The organism is Sporosarcina sp. FSL K6-5500 (assembly GCF_038005665.1).
Lineage (GTDB): Bacteria > Bacillota > Bacilli > Bacillales_A > Planococcaceae > Sporosarcina > Sporosarcina psychrophila.
In genome coordinates this window covers 1104225-1121635 of record NZ_JBBOTP010000001.1, presented here as the reverse complement: position 1 = coordinate 1121635, position 17411 = coordinate 1104225, and the positions used below count along the sequence as shown (strand labels likewise).

Below are 17411 nucleotides of genomic sequence, written 5' to 3'. Positions count from 1 at the left end.
TGGACAGTAATAAAAAAGGCTGCCCCATGTCGGAAACTTTCCGTTATGAGGCAGCCTTTTTGGAAATTAATTATTGATCGCTAGGACGTTTTCCAGCGATGGAATAATGGCTTTTCGACATTTCTTCAATGATGACAGAAACATTTTGAGCAGGTGCACCTGTTGTTTCAGCGACAGCTTCTGTCACTCTTTCGCATAGCGCACGTTTTTGTTCATCTGTACGACCTTCCAACATTTTCACAGTTACGATTGGCATTACATTTCCCCCTCTCTGTATATATTGGGTATAGTATACATAGTATCAGATTTGGAGGGGACGAATAAATGACAAATGAAAATAAACCGAAACAGAAATTGGGTTTCACAATTATAAAGGACGATCCGACTGACGGTCATGGCGGGTACGGGATTGGTTCGTTGTCACTTGAAAACGTGTCACCTGTCATTATCGATGTCAATGAAGGCGTTGCGCGTATTGAGATAGGTGCGATGCATGCTAGAAGCGATACAGAACGCGGTGTCAAATTTACGCTGAACCGCGAAGATTCAGAAGGTGGCAAACCATATTGGCTTGTCTGGGTAACAATCGATTTCCGCGAACAAGGGCCATATTATGCGGGCGTTACAGCGTGTGAAATGGTCGTTAATCGTGAAAAACGCCGAGGGTATAAAGTGCTTGCCGATCACGTTAATCGGATGGATAAATCGATGAAACGGAATATCATTGTTGAGCATATGGATGATAAATCAAAGCAGATTTTAGCTGAATTCCTTGCTACTCATAACAAGGAAATGTGGGACAGAAGCGAACCAAAACTGCATGTTGATTTGAGTGTGGATTCGCCGGAGTTGTGAACAAAAAGTGACAAATTCCGCATACTTCTCAATCCGAGGTTGAATGTCAGCTTGAAAGGCAGTACACTGAAATCACAGCTTGCAATTGTAAGCTAGGACAACCGGAATCGTGCACTCCCTGATGAATAACGTATCAAACAAACCCAAGCGCGATACACCATTTAGCAGGACGCCTTGAACGGTAAAAAAGCTTTCCTTCCCCGATTTAATTCGGGAGAGGAAAGCTTTTTTGATTTTGATGAATTCGGGAGCGCCGCCCGATCATATTCCGCGCGAACCGATCATAACCAGTGCCGCCCGATCATATCCCGCGCAAACCGATCATAACCCAGCGCCATCCGATCATATCCCGCTCGACCCGATCATAACCAGTGCCCCCGATCAAATCCCGCGCAAACCGATCATAACCCAGCGCCACCCGATCATATCCCACGCGAACCGATCATAACCAGTGCCGCCCGATCATATCCCGCGCAAACCGGTCATAACCAGTGCCGTCCGATCATATCCCGCGCAAACCGATCATATCCCAGCGCTGACCGATCATATCCCGCGCAAACCGATCATAACCAGTGCCGCCCGATCATAACCCGCGCAAACCGATCATATCCAGTGCCGTCCGATCATATCCCGCGCAAACCGATCATAACCAGTGCCGTCCGATCATATCCCGCGCAAACCGATCATAACCAGTGCCGTCCGATCATATCCCGCGCAAACCGATCATAACCCAGCGCCACCCGATCATATCCCACACCAACCAATCATATCCTCAACACCAAAATCACTCAAAAAACGAAAACGGAAATAGTTCAAACTTCTTCCCGTCAGTTTCGCCTACTGTGCGCTGTTCTCGTAGCACTTTATCCGTACATAGCTTTTGTGGCATATCCTTTTCTTTTACATAAACAAGCCGTTGTTTCTCGCATTCATTTACAGCGATACCACCTGTGTCAACGTCAATGATGACGCCATTGACTCCATTCGGAGGGATGAACGGTTCGGGTGGAAGACCGCGATTTACGGTCTCCATGAAGTCGATCCATATTTTTTTCGATGCCGCTTTATCCGTCGTGTCGGTCAGTTGCTTTCCGACATCATATCCGGTCCAAATCCCCGCCGTTAGTGAAGGGGTGTAGCCAATTAAGTATTGATCCGAAATCGTCGTTCCAGATTTTGCTGCATAGGGCCGCGTCTGTTTTGAGCGCATAGATAAACCAGTGGCAGTAGAATAATCGTTGAACACTGGATCGAACATACCAGTCATCAGATGAGTAAGAACAAATGCATCCTGTTCGCTGATGACATGTTTCTTGCTTTGCTTCGGATGTTCATAGACCGTTTTTCCGTCTGCATCTGATATGGATAGAATCGTCGTTGGGACTGTTTCGATACCGCCTGACGCAACTCGGTTATAGGCATTTGTCATGTCAGAAAGTGTGACAAGTGAAGTGCCAAGTGCGGTTGCAGGAGATTCTTCGAATTCACCGTCAACGCCAAGACGTTCAGCCATTTTGCTGAATTTCTTATAACCGATATCTTCAAGCGTTTTCACTGCGTAAATATTATCGGAAATAGCCAGTGCCTGCGCAAGCGAGATAGGGTGGCCAGCAAATTTACCGTTCACATTGTTTGGTTCATACGTCGAACGGCCTTCATCATAAGTGAAAATGGTTTTTTCCGTCGATAAAAATGTCAGTGGACTGAACCCATCTTCGAGTGCAGCTGCATACAAAATAGGTTTCATCGCCGAGCCGGGCTGACGCTTTGCTTGGGTCGCCCGGTTGAACGGACTTTCGGTATAATTTATCCCACCTATGAGCGATGTGATTGCACCCGTTCCTGTTTCTATCGACATGAACCCAACTTGTAAACCGCTATCCGGCATCCATTTAGCGATCGTTTCTTCGGCGGCTTGTTGGTGAAGTGGATCCAGCGTTGTCCGGATTGTCCAACCACCTTCTGCCGGATATCGTCCTTTCGCTACAAGTACTTTTTCAGCCTCACGCCACACTTCATCCAGAAAATAAGGGGCAACGCGCTTAGAGTCAGCCCATTCGCGGTTTTTTAACGTAATTTGTTCGTTCGTCGCCCGTTCTTCTTGGCGCGCAGTAATGTACCCTTGCGCCTCCATAAGTGACAATACCAGCAATGTTCGTTCCCTCGATTTCTCGGGATTTTCAATAGGCGAATAAACCGAAGGACCTTTCGCGATGGCAGTAATAACGGCGGATTCCTCTAACGTCAGATCTTTTGCTGACTTTCCGAAATAAAACTTACTTGCCGCCTCGACACCATACATGCCATGTCCGAAGTAAACAGTATTCAAATAACCTTCTAAGATGACATCTTTTTCGTAAAATATTTCCATTCGATAGGCATAAAGTGCTTCAGTGATTTTCCGTTTCCATGTCTTTTCAAACGTCAAATACAAGTTTTTCGCATATTGCATGGTAATTGTGCTGGCTCCTTCGACTTTGCGCCCGGATTTCGCATCTTTCAAAAGGGCGCCTGCAATCCGTCTATAATCAAAACCGTTGTGGCTATAAAAATTCTTGTCTTCTGTCGCAACGACTGCATCGATTAGAAACGGTGACATGTCATCGAGGTCTACCCAGTACCGTCGTTCCGCGGAAAACCGGTCGCCAATTTGCTTGCCATCTTTATCAAGAAAGACAGAAGCTTTTGGCACGCTTAAAGAAGGTGCGCCTGTAATTTGAGCATAGAGCCTGAGCGAAAGGAAGATGGTCAGCACCGCCATTATCATCGTGACGGATAGCAGCAACAGCCTTCGTAATGCCGAGCGTCTTTTTTTCTGTTTCACATATACTGTCCGTTGCATACGATCCCGTCCCGTCCATATCTTTGCATCTAGTATGGGACGCATGGAAACAGATTAAACGGAACATGCGTAAAAACATGCATTGCTCGGATAGATTGAAATGTAGACCGTAAAAAGGATATAATAAGAAGATGTTTTCATGAAAAGGACAGTGAGTATATGGAATCGCGGGAAAAAGGGCGATATGTAACGATTAAGCTCCATTCGTCAATTCGCCATCCAGGCCAAGACGAGGAGAAGCATGAATTGAATGCAAAAGGTTTGCTGATTGAAAAAGCAGGCAAATCTTATTTGAAATATGAAGAACAACAAAGTGGAAAGTCGATTCAAACAATTGTTAAATTGGATTCTACAGACGCACTTATTATGCGTCGCGGTGCAGTTACGATGCGATTGCCATTTGTTGCAGCTGGTGAACGTCCAGGAACGTACGGCAGTGGACCGGCGACGTTTGACTTAGTTGTCAAAACGGACAAGCTCGATTTCAAGGAGCAAGAAGACAATTCCGGAGGACGCTTCAATGTGCATTACGATTTGCATGCAGAAGGATCGCTTCTTGGAACATACGAACTGACTATTACATACACGGAGGGAACAATATGAACGCGGTAGAACAGATTCAACAAGAGGTAAAAGTGGCACTCCGTCAAGCTGTAATTGATGCGGGTTTGGCAGAAGAAACGGCAATACCGGACATTATGCTTGAAACGCCTAATAACAAAGACAACGGCGATTATGCAACGAACATTGCTATGCAACTGACAAAGTTAGCGAAAAAGCCGCCGCGTGCAATTGCGGAAGCGATACTTGAAAAACTAAATACGGATGGCACTTCGATCGAATCGATTGAAATTGCAGGTCCTGGTTTCATCAATATAAAATTAAAAACGGATTACTTAGGCGGCATCGTCAAGACCGTTCTTGAACAAGGCGAGAACTACGGCCGTTCAAACTTCGGCAATAAACAAAAAGTCCAAGTTGAATTTGTTTCTGCAAATCCGACAGGTGACCTTCACCTTGGACATGCACGTGGAGCTTCTCTTGGTGATTCTCTATCCAACGTTCTCGATTTCGCTGGCTACGATGTGGCACGTGAGTACTACATTAACGATGCGGGAAATCAAGTGCACAACCTTGCCAATTCTGTTGAAGCACGTTATTTCCAAGCACTCGGTTTGGATAAAGAAATGCCTGAAGACGGCTACCAAGGACCGGACATTATTAATATCGGTAAAATGCTGGCAGCTGAATATGGCGACAAATACGTCAACACGCCAGATGAAGAGCGTTATGCCTTCTTCCGCCAATATGGCCTGGAGCATGAATTAGAGAAGCTAAAAACAGACCTTGCGAATTTTCGTGTGTCATTTGATGTCTGGTTCTCTGAAACTTCATTGTATGAAAACGGCAAAATCGATGTTGCTCTTGATAAATTACGTGCCAACGGCCATGTCTTTGAAGAAGATGGCGCAACATGGTTCCGTTCAACAACTTTCGGTGATGACAAAGATCGTGTGTTAATTAAAAACGACGGTACTTACACGTATTTGACACCGGATATCGCGTACCATGAGGATAAATTGTTTCGCGGATTCGATAAACTTATCAATATTTGGGGCGCAGATCACCATGGTTATATTCCACGGATGAAAGCGGCAATCGAAGCGCTTGGTTACGGCAACGACACGCTCGAAGTCAGCGTCGTGCAAATGGTTCAGTTATATAAAGACGGTGAAAAGTTCAAGATGAGTAAACGTACGGGGAAAGCCGTAACCTTGCGTGAGCTAGTTGAGGAAGTTGGTTTGGATGCAGTCCGTTACTTCTTCGCAATGCGTTCAGGTGACTCGCAGATGGACTTCGACCTAGACCTAGCGATTTCTCAGTCGAATGAAAACCCTGTGTACTACGCACAATATGCGCATGCACGGATTTCATCAATCTTGCGCCAAGCTGATGAAAATGGCATGGCTGTATCTGTGGATAATGTTTCTTTATTGCAAGCTGAAAAAGAGTTGGAATTACTGAAGAAAATCGGTGACTTCCCGCAAGTAATCAGTGATGCAGCGAGAATCCGTTCACCACACCGCGTTGCAACATATATCCAAGAACTAGCGGCTACATTCCACAGCTTCTATAACGCAGAAAAAGTGCTGGACCCAGACAACCGCGAACTATCGGAAGCACGTCTAGCATTAATTACAATCACACGCACAACAATTGCAAATGCATTGAAACTTATTGGTGTTTCTGCTCCAGAAAAGATGTAATAAAATTGAACGCCATACTTGAGAGATTGTTATCTCTCAAGTAAGGCGTTTTTCACATGCAGATATTCTCCCTATATATGTTGAACAAATGAATACGATGCATGCTCTTTACAAGGGCTTTTGGAAGGCCGCTGAATAAGTCCAACTACCTGGAATGAATTAGAAATCCTGCTAATATCGCTTCGACGCTTTGTGGATGCCTCCCGCGATAAGCCAGAAAGAAGACCGCTTTCAGTCTTATCGCTCCGGCTACCACGAAGGCGCGCCTTCGCTGGATTGTCTATATAATAGAATGCACATTGCATTGTCGGGGAAAAGACCTGTAGCTCGTAGTATGTCTTTCTTCAATGAAATTAGTATAAAATAGTACTCACATTATAATCTCAGTCCAAACATCTCAAAATCACTTTCAATAATGTACACTCCAGCGCCGGCGCGGCAAAGGGGTAGCCGAAGCCATGAGACTGGATGCGAAGCGTCAATCCAGGCTCATGGCTAGAGGCATCCCCAAAGAGCCAAGCGATCTACAATCCACATTCCGAATTAATACTCTCTCATCATCGAGCGACACAACAGGTTCAACGGGATTCTTTAATTCAACATATCTAAATCTACAAATCTCCCTCACTATCGACACAATAAAAATTTGTAGTATACTGAAAGTTGTACAAAATACATACCAAACATAAAGGTGCCCCGCATTAAAAACGGGGTTAAAAGGGAAGTCGGTTCAATGCCGGCGCGGTCCCGCCACTGTAAGTGTGAGTTAGTCGCAATGTGTCACTGGAAAAAGTTCCGGGAAGACGCGGCAAGCCTTGAACACGAGCCAGGAGACCTGCCTTTATGGATCACACGTACCCTACGAGGATAGGATTAGTGAAAATCGACGTCACTGTGCGTCCAGATTTTTACTCAGCTTATTCCTCCGTAGCAATTACGGGGGATTTTTATTTGGAACAAACAGGAGGAAAACAACATGAAAAAGATTTGGCAATTAGGATTAACGGCATTTTTGGCAGTATTCTTGCTCGCAGCATGTGGAACAGCTACTACACCAGATAAGCCGAAAGTAGATGGGACACCGGAAGCCGAAGTGGTTAAAGCTGAATTCCCGCTTACGTTAACGGACTCGGTTGGTAATGAAATTACCCTGGAAACTGCACCGGCAACAATCGTTTCTATGGTGCCAAGCAACACGGAAATATTGTTTGAACTAGGTCTTGGGGATGCGATTGTCGGCGTCAATGACTACGATGATTATCCAGCAGAAGCACTTGAAAAAGAGAAAATCGGCGGCCAGGATTTCAACGTCGAAAAAATCGTTTCCATGAACCCTGAAATTGTTTTTGCGCATGAATCAGGACTTGGAAAAGGCAAAGAAGGACTGCAACAAATCCGCGATGCAGGAATCCCAGTCTTTGTTGTAAAAAATGCAGCAAATTTTGAAGAAACGTACACAACGATTGAAACAATCGGTCAAGCGACTGGTAAAACAGTAGAAGCAGAAAAAATCATTACGGATATGAAAGCAAAAGTAGAAGAAGTATTGGCGAAATTAGTAACAGTCGACAATAAAAAAACAGTTTTCGTTGAAACATCGCCAGCACCAGACATTTACACACCAGGAAAAAATACATTTATGGATCAAATGCTAGAAATGATCGGTGCTGAAAATATTGCTGCTGATCAGGAAGACTGGTTTATGATAGCTCCGGAAGAAATTATTAACCGTAATCCGGATGTAATTATCGTGTTGTATGATTATATCGAAACGGCAGTTGCAGACGTTTATGCACGCCCAGGTTTCGATACGATTACGGCAATTAAAGAAAAAGCTGTTGTTCAAGTTAAAGAGAATATCACGAGCCGTACAGGCCCACGTCTTGCTGAAGGGCTTGAAGAAATAGCAAAAGCCATCTACCCTGAGGCTTTCGGTGAGTAAATCCAGCGTTGCCTACATCGTTTCCGCCGCCGCACTCGTTGTGGCGGTGTGGCTCGGTGTGTCAATCGGGTCTGTGAAAATACCGATTAGTACGTTATGGAATGCGGAGGCGGATGCAACAGCTACCAATATTTTGTGGAAGATTCGTATGCCGCGTGTCGTGCTTGCCGGACTTGTCGGCGCATCGCTCGCGATTTCGGGAGCTGCTTTCCAAGGGTTGCTGAAAAATCCTCTCGCTGATCCATACACCCTCGGAGTGTCATCCGGCGCCTCGGTCGGTGCTGTTATGACGCTCTTTTTTGGTATTTCTATCCCGTTTTTAGGTACTTATACGCTTCCTATATTCAGTATGGTTGGTGCTGCATTAACAATGTTCCTCGTTCTTGGATTTGCACGCCTCGTTGACCGAGCGATGAAAATGGAAACAATTATTTTGACTGGAATCATTTTCGGTTCGTTCCTCGGTTCTGTACTATCACTTATGATAGCGCTCACAGGGGAAGAGTTGCGTCAAATTATTGGTTGGCTACTCGGCAGTGTATCAATGCGGGGATGGAATTATATTACGATGATTTTGCCATTCGTCGTCGTAGGTTCATTCATGCTGTGGCTGAATCGCCGCGAATTAAATGCGATGTTATTTGGAGAAGAACGAGCGCATCATTTAGGTGTCAACGTCAAACGCCGTAAGTTTGCCATTCTGATTGGTGGATCCATCCTGACAGGTTCGGCAGTCGCGGTGTCCGGCACAATTGGCTTTGTTGGTCTAGTCGTTCCGCATATGACGCGGCTTCTTTGGGGATCTGATCATCGCCATCTCCTGACATTATCGTTCATGAACGGTGCAACGTTGCTCATCATTTGCGACTTAATTGCCCGGACAATCATTTCGCCGACAGAACTTCCGGTCGGTGTCATCACAGCGTTTATCGGTGCACCCGTATTTGCATTTATCTTCTATAAACAACGGAGGAAAGGAGGCATGTGAAATGTTAAAAGTCGAAAATATTTCCGGTGGTTATGGCAAAGAATCCATCGTGAAAGCAGTGACATTCAATGTCAATAAAGGCGAAGTACTCGGCATACTTGGACCCAATGGCAGTGGTAAATCCACACTTTTGAAAATTATTTCAGGCATTCTCCCGAAGGAAACGGGTTCCGTCACAATTGACGGGCAAGACGCTTCTACTTATTCACAAAAAGAATTTGCCAAAAAAGTAGCCGTCTTGCCACAACTCCATGCACATGCATTTTCCCACACTGTTCGAGAAACGGTTGAACTCGGTCGCTATCCGCACCAATCAGGACTATTTTCCTCATGGTCAGATGAAGACGAGCGCGCCGTGACCGATGCCATAACCAGTATGTCCATCACACGCTATGCTGAAAACTCGATCGAACTGCTATCAGGTGGCGAACAGCAACGCGTTTTCGTCGCACAGGCACTCGCACAGGAGGCGCCGATTTTATTACTCGATGAGCCAACGAATCACTTGGACATCGCTCACCAACAACAATTACTCGATACGATTCGTCAACAAGCAATTGACAAAGGACTCACAGTTATTTCGGTGTTTCACGATATCAATTTGGCTTCTTTATACTGCGATCGACTTCTCTTGATGGATAAAGGGCAGATTGCCAGAATAGGTGTGCCACAAGACGTAGTGATGGAAGAGGCAATCCAATCTGTTTACGGTGCGCGAATAAAATCACAGCCCCATCCTGAATTGCCAAAACCTCAAATTACACTGCTGCCGGATACCAAAGAGGAAATTAAGCTTTTCGCCGTTGTAAAAGAGGACTTTTCGTTAGCATCGGACTTTGTTGCATTACGAACAAAATACCCGTTGAAAACCATTTCCTCCGCCGTTCATAATGCTGGAATAGGCTGGTATCGGTCGTTTGTCAATCGTCATGTTGATGCTGATTATAATGTAGACGATGTCAAAGCTGAAAATACTGCCTACCTTGAACAGCAAGGTTTTCATCTGACGGATACGGTCGGTATGATGACCGCGGTCATGACGGAGCATGCTGAAGTCGAGGAATACACAGGGGATTTCGGAACGATTTTGATTGCGGTAACAGCTGGCGTCGGTAATGCTGTCGATGTCTCGCAAGCACTCACGCGTGATCAGAAACCTCGTGTCGGTACAATCAATACATGGGTTATCGTCAATGGCCAGCTACCTGATGAAGCATTTATCCAAGCAATGATAACGGCAACAGAAGCGAAAACGAAAGCGCTTCAAATGGAATCCATAACAGATCCGTTCACAGGCACAATTGCGACAGGTACATCGACGGACAGCCTGCTAGTCGCGGCAACACAACAAGGAGAATTCCTGCCGTATGCAGGTCCGATTACGCCGCTTGGAAAACTGATTGGCCACGGAGTTTATGACTGCACTGTACGGGCAATCCGTGCCTACAAAAAGGCGAAAGGGTGGACAACTTGATTCCTGCACATTTTATCGCCATCGCAATTGGTTTTCTGCTCGACAGAATTATTGGGGATCCACCGAAATGGCCGCATCCAGTCCGCTTAATTGGGACGTTCATTGCCAAATTGACTAGTGTTATGAATAAAGGTCGGTTCCGCACATTAAAAGGGGCGTCTACACTCTTCATCACAGTCGGGATTGTGTTAGGTATCGTTTTTGCTTTAGTAGGTTTTGCCTATCAATTCAATATCTATGTAGGTATTGGTGTGGAATCAATTCTGATCGCCGTCGGGCTGGCACAAAAAAGTTTGCGTGACGCTGCACTTGACGTTTACCGTCCGCTTGCTGCACAGGATTTACCTGCAGCACGAACGAAGTTGTCATGGATTGTCGGTCGCGATACCGATAAACTAAAAGAAAGTGGCATCGTACGTGGAACAGTTGAAACTGTGTCAGAAAATATTGCGGACGGCATTACATCGCCATTATTTTGGGCATTCCTTCTGGGAGCACCCGGTCTTTGGATGTACAAAGCAGTGAATACACTAGATTCGATGATTGGTTATAAAGACGAACGATATGAGAAGTTCGGTAAATTTTCTGCACGCGCGGACGACATTTTGAATTTCATACCAGCACGTGTGACGGGTTTTCTAATCATTTTATATGCGCCGAATAAAAGTCAGTTGTCCTTTTGGAAACGCTTTGCTGGCTGGAGTAAAGACGCAAGGAAACATCCAAGTCCAAACAGCGGATTTTTGGAGGCAGCGACGGCTTGGCAACTTGGCGTTACGCTTGGCGGAACAAGTACATACCGCGGAATCGTATCGAAGCGACCTGAGCTTGGTCCAGGCAACACCCCGCTAACCGCAATACATATTAAACAAACCATTACACAGATGCATATCATAGTGTTTATTTTCTGGCTAGTAATGACGGTGATTGGAGTGGCTTTATATGCAGTTGCCTGAACATGGCGCAAATCCACACAACCTTTACGCAACACTGGGCATTGAACAGCCTATACGTTTATTGGATTTCAGTGAAAATGTCAATCCGGCGGGGCCTCCTGATTCAATTACCAAGATGTGGCCAAGTTTACGAGATTTGCTTACGGCTTATCCAAATCCAAAAGGGGAGCCGTTTCTGTCAGCGGCGGCTGATTACCATGGCATTTCGACCGATTATTTATTCGCGGGGAACGGGGCGGCAGAACTGCTGGCACTTTTGGCAGAGCGTTATCGCGCAAAGCGAGCGATTGTCGTGCACCCGACATTTTCCGAATACGAAGCGACTCTCTTGGCGAAGGATGTGGAGATCGTTCGCGTTATTGCATCGGAAAGTGACGGCTTTAAATTGCCGCTGGAAGCTATCCTTGAGGCCATGACTTCAGCATCAGTTCTGTACCTTTGCACACCAAATAATCCAACTGGAATCATGCCTGAACGCACGGGTTTGAACGTCATTATCAGGCATGGTGCTGAAGTAGGTTGTGAAGTCGTATTAGACGAGGCTTTTATCGATTTTGTTGATGAATCACTGTCTTTCATTGCAGAATTAAAGAAGAATCCGCACGTCATCGTCGTTCGCTCTATGACGAAAATGTACGCCATACCGGGAATACGACTCGGGTATATCGCGGCAAATCCGTCGGTAATTAGGGGGATAAAAGCACTCGCGCCGCATTGGAATGTGAATGGTCTAGCCGCACAAATCGGAGCGGTGTGCTTACAGGAAGAGCAATATCGCGAACAGGCAATTCAGTATAGTAATCGTGAACGGGAAAAAATGACACGGTTTTTAACAGATAATGCGTGCAACGTTACGAATTCAGTGACGAATTTTATTTCATTCACACTTAGTTCTGGCCGTGATTCGAATAAGTTGTATAAAGATATGCTCACACGTGGAATCGTCCTTCGCCATTCACAAAATTTCCGCGGCATGGATGGCAGTTGGTTGCGGATTGGCATGAAAAACGATGCGTCCATGAACATCTTGAAGGAGGAGCTGTTGCAATGGTTCGCGGAAAACTGACGTTCATAAGTGGCGGCGTTAGAAGCGGGAAAAGCTCCTATGCAGAAAAGCTGCTTGTTCATGAAGCGCAGAAAAATGCGGCCCGGCTAGTTTACATTGCCTCCGGCGTCGTAACGGACTCAGAAATGCAGGCGCGTATTGAACATCACAAATCGGATCGTTCCACTCATAGTTGGACAACCCTTGAACAACCAGTCGAGCTGGAAAAGGTATCGCCCTCCATTCAACCGGGGGATTACGTGTTATGGGATTGCCTGACGACATGGTTAGCAAATGAGTTATACACAGGTTGGGAGTCAGGAAAACCTTGTATTGGACAAGCGGGTTGTATGGAGCGCAAGGAAACACAGTTGTACACAACGATTGACACACTAGTGTCGCAAGCCGCCCATCTCGTTATTGTTTCGAATGAAGTCCTAGACGAACTGCCATCAGAATATGCTGAAACGGAATTCTACAGTAAATGGATTGGCCGCATTCACCAAGTGCTTGTCAAAAAAGCAGATACAGCAATTGAAATGGATTACGGAATCCCAATCATATGGAAACATGATCGGCAGGAGGTGACGCAATGAATGGGCTAATTGTTTTAGGAACAGCATCAGACTCTGGAAAAACGATGATTTGTACAGCGTTGTGCCGCATTTTATCGGACGAAGGCGTGCGGGTAACACCCTTCAAATCGCAAAACATGTCTCGTTTTTCAGCGATAACGGAAAATGGCGAAGAAATGAGCCGTGCACAATTCATTCAAGCGCAAGCTGCTAGAACGAAGCCGTCGATTTATATGAATCCAATTTTGCTGAAACCAGTTGCGGACATGAAATCGGAAGTGCTTTTTTTCGGAGAGAAATTTGGTCCAATTGTTGGAATGGCGTATCGCGAACAGTTCTTCACGCGTGGAATTGAGGCCATTAACACGTCGCTTACCAAGCTGGCAGAAACGTACGAAACGGTCATTATTGAAGGTGCGGGCAGTCCTGCAGAAGTGAATCTCAACGACAGGGAAATTGTGAATATGCGCGTGGCGGAAATTGCGGATGTACCTGCTGTTTTGGTGGCAGATATTGATCGCGGAGGTGCTATCGCATCAATCGTCGGGACGCTACAACTATTACCAACTGAGCATCGAAAACGTGTCAAAGCTATTATTATCAATAAATTCCATGGTGACGTTTCTTTATTCCAAGAAGGGATTGAATTTATAGAATCCTACACTGGAGTTCCAGTGGCAGGTGTTATTCCTTATAAAATCGATCATGGCATCGAAGAGGAAGATATGGATCGACCGGTAATGAAAGCACCTGCGGGAATCGACGTCTATGATGCATGGGCAAAACATGTTAAAGCGCATCTCAACTGGCCGCTAATCAAAGAAATTTTGTCACAACCTGGTGAGATGGAATGAACGGATTGCTGCTAGCCATGCAATTTTTCACGGCAATCCCCGTTCGAAAAGAATTGCCACTCGGCCGAAGAGAAGTGACAGCAATGTATGTGGCTCTACCTTTCGTTGGAGCGGCAATTGGGCTCGCGATGTACGGAGTGTCGGAACTTCTAGTGAATTATTTACATGTTGGAACATTTCTTGCATCGGTTTTTATCGTATTGACGGCTATCATACTGACCGGCGGTTTGCACCTGGATGGCTGGGCGGATACGGGCGATGCATTCTTTTCATACAAAGATCGCGAAAAACGACTCGAAATTCTAGAGGATCCGCGACTTGGTGCATTTGGAACGATGGCGCTTGTTTTATTGATCATCGTGAAAATCGCTGTGTTCAATGAAATACTGATGCGTGGTTCAGGGAATATTGCGGTGTTTATAGCGATTCCTTTCCTAGCAAGAGCCACTATGAACCTATATTTCTCCACGGTACGTCTTGCAAAAGATAAAGGAATCGCACACTTTTTCAAAGAAATGATTTCAATAAATATACTAATTAGCTGGACGCTAGTAAGTAGTGCAATGACTTTATTCGCGCTAGGGTTTATGTTGACAAGTGTACTAATTCCAATTGTGATAGCGGTTGTAATTGGAATCGCATTCTTCACGTTTCGTAACTGGTCATTGAAGCATTTTGGAGGCGTCACCGGCGACCTATGTGGTGCATTCATTGAAGGAATGGAGGTATTGTTATGGCTAGCCGTTTTGTGCTTTATCTAATCCGACATCTTCCTACTTTGGGCAATAAAGAACGGAAATATATTGGCTGGACAGATGAACCGATTTTAGATTCGGCTAATTTGAATTGGCGTCTACCCGAAGCCCCGATACACGTTTACAGCAGTGATCTTCGTCGTGCAAAACAAAGTGCCGTTCGCTATTTCCCAGATGCGTCTATTGAAACAGCTGCCAGTTGGCGCGAATGTAATTTTGGTGAGTTTGAAGGGAAAACATATGCGGAACTTGAAAAGAATAAGGACTATCGCAAATGGATTGATGATCCATATGAATTCGCACCATTAAATGGTGAAAGTTTAACAGATCTAGAAAGGCGTGTAGTGGCTGCAGTGAAACAATTGCCGAACAAGGCGGTTGTCGTGACACATGGGGGACCTATTCGCGTAGTCTTGACGAAGTTTTCATCTGAAGATAAAGGTTTTTGGTCGTGGGACATCCCGCACGGAACGGGTTACCGATTTGAATGGGAAAGCGACAAAGCATTCGAGGAGGGGGAGTCATGCACGTCTATATCGGCGGTGCCCATAACGGCAAACGAGAATACGTAAGAAAATGGCTGACCGAGCAAGGGCAAGAAAACGTACACTGGGTAGAAGGAAATTGTCTGGGAGATAGTTTCATAGTGGATAGGGAAACCATTCAGACGACTGTCATAGCTGGAGTCGAGAAGTGGCTTGCGGAAACGAATTTATCGGAACAAGCGGCCATTGAATATGTAATGAGTTGCATCGCCAAGGACCGTCAGACAGTTTTTATATTAACCGATATTGGACGGGGAATCGTTCCTATCGATGCAGACCAGCGAAAATTACGCGATGCTTGCGGCCGGCTTTATCAGCAATTATTGGCGGAAGCGGATGAAGTGACAAGAATTTGGTATGGCTTGGCAAAAACAGTGAAGAAAAGGGGAGAACAACAATGAAAATTTACACACGCACAGGGGATAAAGGGAAAACAAGTTTAATAGGGGGGCGCGTCGACAAAGACAGCCTTCGCGTTGAGGCATATGGCACGATGGATGAATTGAATTCATTTGTCGGTAAAGCAATGACGGAACTCGATCCTGCAATTTTTGCGGATATGCTGACAGATTTGGAAGCCATTCAAAACGAATTATTTGATGGTGGGGGCGACCTTGCAAACGTTATGAAAGAACGTCATTACAAATTGTCTGAGGAACCTGTTGATGTGCTTGAGCAACGCATTGATGTGCTAATGGAAGAAGCGCCGCCATTAGAGAAATTCATCTTACCAGGTGGATCGCCTGCTGCTGCAACACTTCATATTGCACGAACTGTTGCGAGACGCGCAGAACGCCAGACGGTTACACTTTTAAAAGCAGAAGAAGATGTACCGGCAGTAGTACAACGTTATTTGAACAGGCTTTCCGATTATCTTTTCGTTGCAGCGCGCATTGCGAATTCCCGGGTTAACGTACCGGATAATGAATACGTAAGAAGTGCTAAAGTGTTCAGAACGGATAAGAAGAAGGAGGATTAATCAATGCAATTGAAACGGCTCACATTGGCGGCTTTTTTTGTAGCCCTTTGTGTTATCGGTGGATTAATCAAAATCCCATCCGGCATTGGTTCATTGGCACTTGATACTGTCCCGGCACTCATTTCCGTGGCCTTTCTCCCGCCGGTATTTTCGGGGGTAGTCGGGATGCTTGGGCACATGGCCTCCGCTATGAATTCGGGGTTTCTGTTAGGTCCATTTCATGTGCTCGTTGCACTTGAAATGTTCGTCATCGTTATCGTCTTTGCACGCCTACACAAAGCGGGACGCAATCTAACGAAGTGGATTTTTTTCATAGTGGCAAATGGTTTAATCGCACCGCTGCCGTTTTATTTCCTGATTTCACCGGCATTTTTCCTCGGAGCAGTTCCATTTCTCTTGCTCGCGACAATCGTTAACGCAGTTGTTGCAGCGGTCGTTCTGCCGTCACTTCAGCATGTGGTTGATAGTCGCATGGGGGCACTTCGATGAGAAATGCCATTGATATCGGCAACGGTTTCATCGTGACAACGGATAATTCAGGCGGCATCGGCGAAAAGTTGCAGGATATAGTTAATGTTCCGGATCGCGTCACAGCGTATTTTGCAGCTCGCGTCGCATTGCTTGAACAGTGGGTGACGCATGCAGAACCTGTTTCAATCCTCGTCCATAATTTTAGCGGCAGCACGAGTTGGAAAAATTATGTGATAGGCGTGACGGATTTATTCCACGAGGCGGGGCTTGAAGTTCCTCCCATTAATGGCAGTTCAGAAACCAATATGGAGCTTGTTCAGTCAGCGATGGCAGTAACCATCATCGGCAAAAAGATGGAAGCACCAGCTCCGAAAAATAGTGTATGGTTTACTTACGGCACACCGCTCGTTGGAGATGAAGTGCGAACTCGCGTAGATGAAATTGCGTCCGTCCGGCTAATTCACGAGGCAATGAAAAGTGAAATCGTCCATCAAATCTGGCCAGTTGGCTCAAGCGGGATTTTACAAGAGGTCCGTTTGCTGACTGGAATTAAGGAAGCGCGCGTCGAAACCGCGCTGGATTCGATGAAATCAGCGGGACCGTCGACAGTGGTTCTCCTAGCCATTCCTGAAATGAATATCGAGGAAGCTAAAGCACTTTTCGGTGTCCATTTGAATAAACTAATGATGATTACTTAAAACCTGCATTGTCTTTGCAGGTTTTTTCTAACTTTTAATAGTGAGACCGATCATATAAACCTCCTGCCGATCAAATCTGCAGGCTGACCGATCATATAAACCTCCTGCCGATCAAATCTGCAGGCTGACCGATCATATAAACCTCCTGCCGATCAAATCTGCAGG

18 protein-coding genes and 1 riboswitch are annotated in these 17411 nt (G+C 45.6%); of the genes, 16 read left to right on the top strand and 2 right to left on the bottom strand.

Annotated elements, in window-relative coordinates:
• Positions 1 to 70: 70 nt before the first annotated feature.
• Entirely contained in the window at positions 71 to 256 is a 186-nt protein-coding gene (locus MKX62_RS04850; protein ID WP_187045950.1) for a 2-hydroxymuconate tautomerase, read from the bottom strand.
• Positions 257 to 324: 68 nt separating this feature from the next.
• Here MKX62_RS04850 and MKX62_RS04845 point away from each other — a divergent pair, with 68 nt between their 5' ends.
• A complete protein-coding gene (locus tag MKX62_RS04845; protein ID WP_187045949.1) occupies positions 325 to 855 on the top strand; it encodes a YwhD family protein in 531 nt (176 codons plus the stop codon).
• 784 nt (positions 856 to 1639) lie between these two features.
• On the opposite strand, the gene MKX62_RS04840 is transcribed toward MKX62_RS04845, so the two are convergent.
• The gene (locus MKX62_RS04840; RefSeq protein WP_067213232.1) at positions 1640 to 3697 is read right to left on the bottom strand and encodes a transglycosylase domain-containing protein; all 2058 of its coding nucleotides are present in this window, start codon (positions 3695 to 3697) and stop codon (positions 1640 to 1642) included.
• Positions 3698 to 3856: 159 nt separating this feature from the next.
• On the opposite strand from MKX62_RS04840, the gene MKX62_RS04835 reads away from it, so the two are divergent.
• The 15 genes from MKX62_RS04835 (at position 3857) to MKX62_RS04765 (ending at position 17246) form a co-directional block, all read left to right on the top strand.
• Positions 3857 to 4300 carry a DUF1934 domain-containing protein gene (locus MKX62_RS04835; protein ID WP_067213229.1) on the top strand — a complete coding sequence of 148 codons (444 nt, stop codon included), beginning with the start codon at positions 3857 to 3859 and terminating at the stop codon, positions 4298 to 4300.
• On the top strand, positions 4297 to 5964 hold the full coding sequence (gene argS, locus MKX62_RS04830) for an arginine--tRNA ligase (RefSeq protein ID WP_067213227.1): 1668 nt from the start codon (positions 4297 to 4299) through the stop codon (positions 5962 to 5964). Before MKX62_RS04835 ends, argS begins: the two co-directional genes overlap by 4 nt.
• A gap of 672 nt (positions 5965 to 6636) precedes the next feature.
• Positions 6637 to 6821, top strand: a riboswitch (cobalamin riboswitch).
• Between the two features lie 119 nt (positions 6822 to 6940).
• Positions 6941 to 7906 carry an ABC transporter substrate-binding protein gene (locus MKX62_RS04825; protein WP_340740906.1) on the top strand — a complete coding sequence of 322 codons (966 nt, stop codon included), beginning with the start codon at positions 6941 to 6943 and terminating at the stop codon, positions 7904 to 7906.
• On the top strand, positions 7899 to 8894 hold the full coding sequence (locus MKX62_RS04820) for a FecCD family ABC transporter permease (protein WP_338654927.1): 996 nt from the start codon (positions 7899 to 7901) through the stop codon (positions 8892 to 8894). Before MKX62_RS04825 ends, MKX62_RS04820 begins: the two co-directional genes overlap by 8 nt.
• Position 8895: 1 nt before the next feature.
• Entirely contained in the window at positions 8896 to 10368 is a 1473-nt protein-coding gene (locus tag MKX62_RS04815; protein WP_340740905.1) for an adenosylcobinamide amidohydrolase, read from the top strand.
• On the top strand, positions 10368 to 11324 hold the full coding sequence (gene cbiB, locus MKX62_RS04810) for an adenosylcobinamide-phosphate synthase CbiB (RefSeq protein WP_067214078.1): 957 nt from the start codon (positions 10368 to 10370) through the stop codon (positions 11322 to 11324). The genes MKX62_RS04815 and cbiB overlap by 1 nt, the downstream gene beginning before the upstream one ends.
• The gene (locus tag MKX62_RS04805; RefSeq protein WP_340740904.1) at positions 11311 to 12390 is read left to right on the top strand and encodes a pyridoxal phosphate-dependent aminotransferase; all 1080 of its coding nucleotides are present in this window, start codon (positions 11311 to 11313) and stop codon (positions 12388 to 12390) included. Before cbiB ends, MKX62_RS04805 begins: the two co-directional genes overlap by 14 nt.
• Positions 12372 to 12965 (top strand): bifunctional adenosylcobinamide kinase/adenosylcobinamide-phosphate guanylyltransferase, encoded by a 594-nt coding sequence (locus MKX62_RS04800; protein ID WP_340740903.1) that lies wholly within the window; start codon positions 12372 to 12374, stop codon positions 12963 to 12965. Before MKX62_RS04805 ends, MKX62_RS04800 begins: the two co-directional genes overlap by 19 nt.
• Positions 12962 to 13798 (top strand): cobyric acid synthase, encoded by an 837-nt coding sequence (locus tag MKX62_RS04795; RefSeq protein WP_187045941.1) that lies wholly within the window; start codon positions 12962 to 12964, stop codon positions 13796 to 13798. Before MKX62_RS04800 ends, MKX62_RS04795 begins: the two co-directional genes overlap by 4 nt.
• Complete coding sequence (cobS, locus tag MKX62_RS04790; RefSeq protein WP_338654933.1) at positions 13795 to 14559, top strand: adenosylcobinamide-GDP ribazoletransferase; 765 nt, start codon at positions 13795 to 13797, stop codon at positions 14557 to 14559. The genes MKX62_RS04795 and cobS overlap by 4 nt, the downstream gene beginning before the upstream one ends.
• The gene (locus MKX62_RS04785) at positions 14532 to 15125 is read left to right on the top strand and encodes a histidine phosphatase family protein (RefSeq protein ID WP_187045939.1); all 594 of its coding nucleotides are present in this window, start codon (positions 14532 to 14534) and stop codon (positions 15123 to 15125) included. Before cobS ends, MKX62_RS04785 begins: the two co-directional genes overlap by 28 nt.
• Complete coding sequence (locus MKX62_RS04780; RefSeq protein WP_340740902.1) at positions 15077 to 15499, top strand: bifunctional adenosylcobinamide kinase/adenosylcobinamide-phosphate guanylyltransferase; 423 nt, start codon at positions 15077 to 15079, stop codon at positions 15497 to 15499. The genes MKX62_RS04785 and MKX62_RS04780 overlap by 49 nt, the downstream gene beginning before the upstream one ends.
• Positions 15496 to 16077, top strand: coding sequence for a cob(I)yrinic acid a,c-diamide adenosyltransferase (locus MKX62_RS04775; RefSeq protein WP_067213203.1), 582 nt, complete (start codon positions 15496 to 15498; stop codon positions 16075 to 16077). The genes MKX62_RS04780 and MKX62_RS04775 overlap by 4 nt, the downstream gene beginning before the upstream one ends.
• Positions 16078 to 16080: 3 nt before the next feature.
• Positions 16081 to 16566 carry an ECF transporter S component gene (locus MKX62_RS04770; RefSeq protein ID WP_067213200.1) on the top strand — a complete coding sequence of 162 codons (486 nt, stop codon included), beginning with the start codon at positions 16081 to 16083 and terminating at the stop codon, positions 16564 to 16566.
• Positions 16563 to 17246, top strand: coding sequence for an alpha-ribazole-5-phosphate synthase (locus MKX62_RS04765; RefSeq protein ID WP_340740901.1), 684 nt, complete (start codon positions 16563 to 16565; stop codon positions 17244 to 17246). The genes MKX62_RS04770 and MKX62_RS04765 overlap by 4 nt, the downstream gene beginning before the upstream one ends.
• The last annotated feature ends 165 nt before the right edge of the window (positions 17247 to 17411 follow it).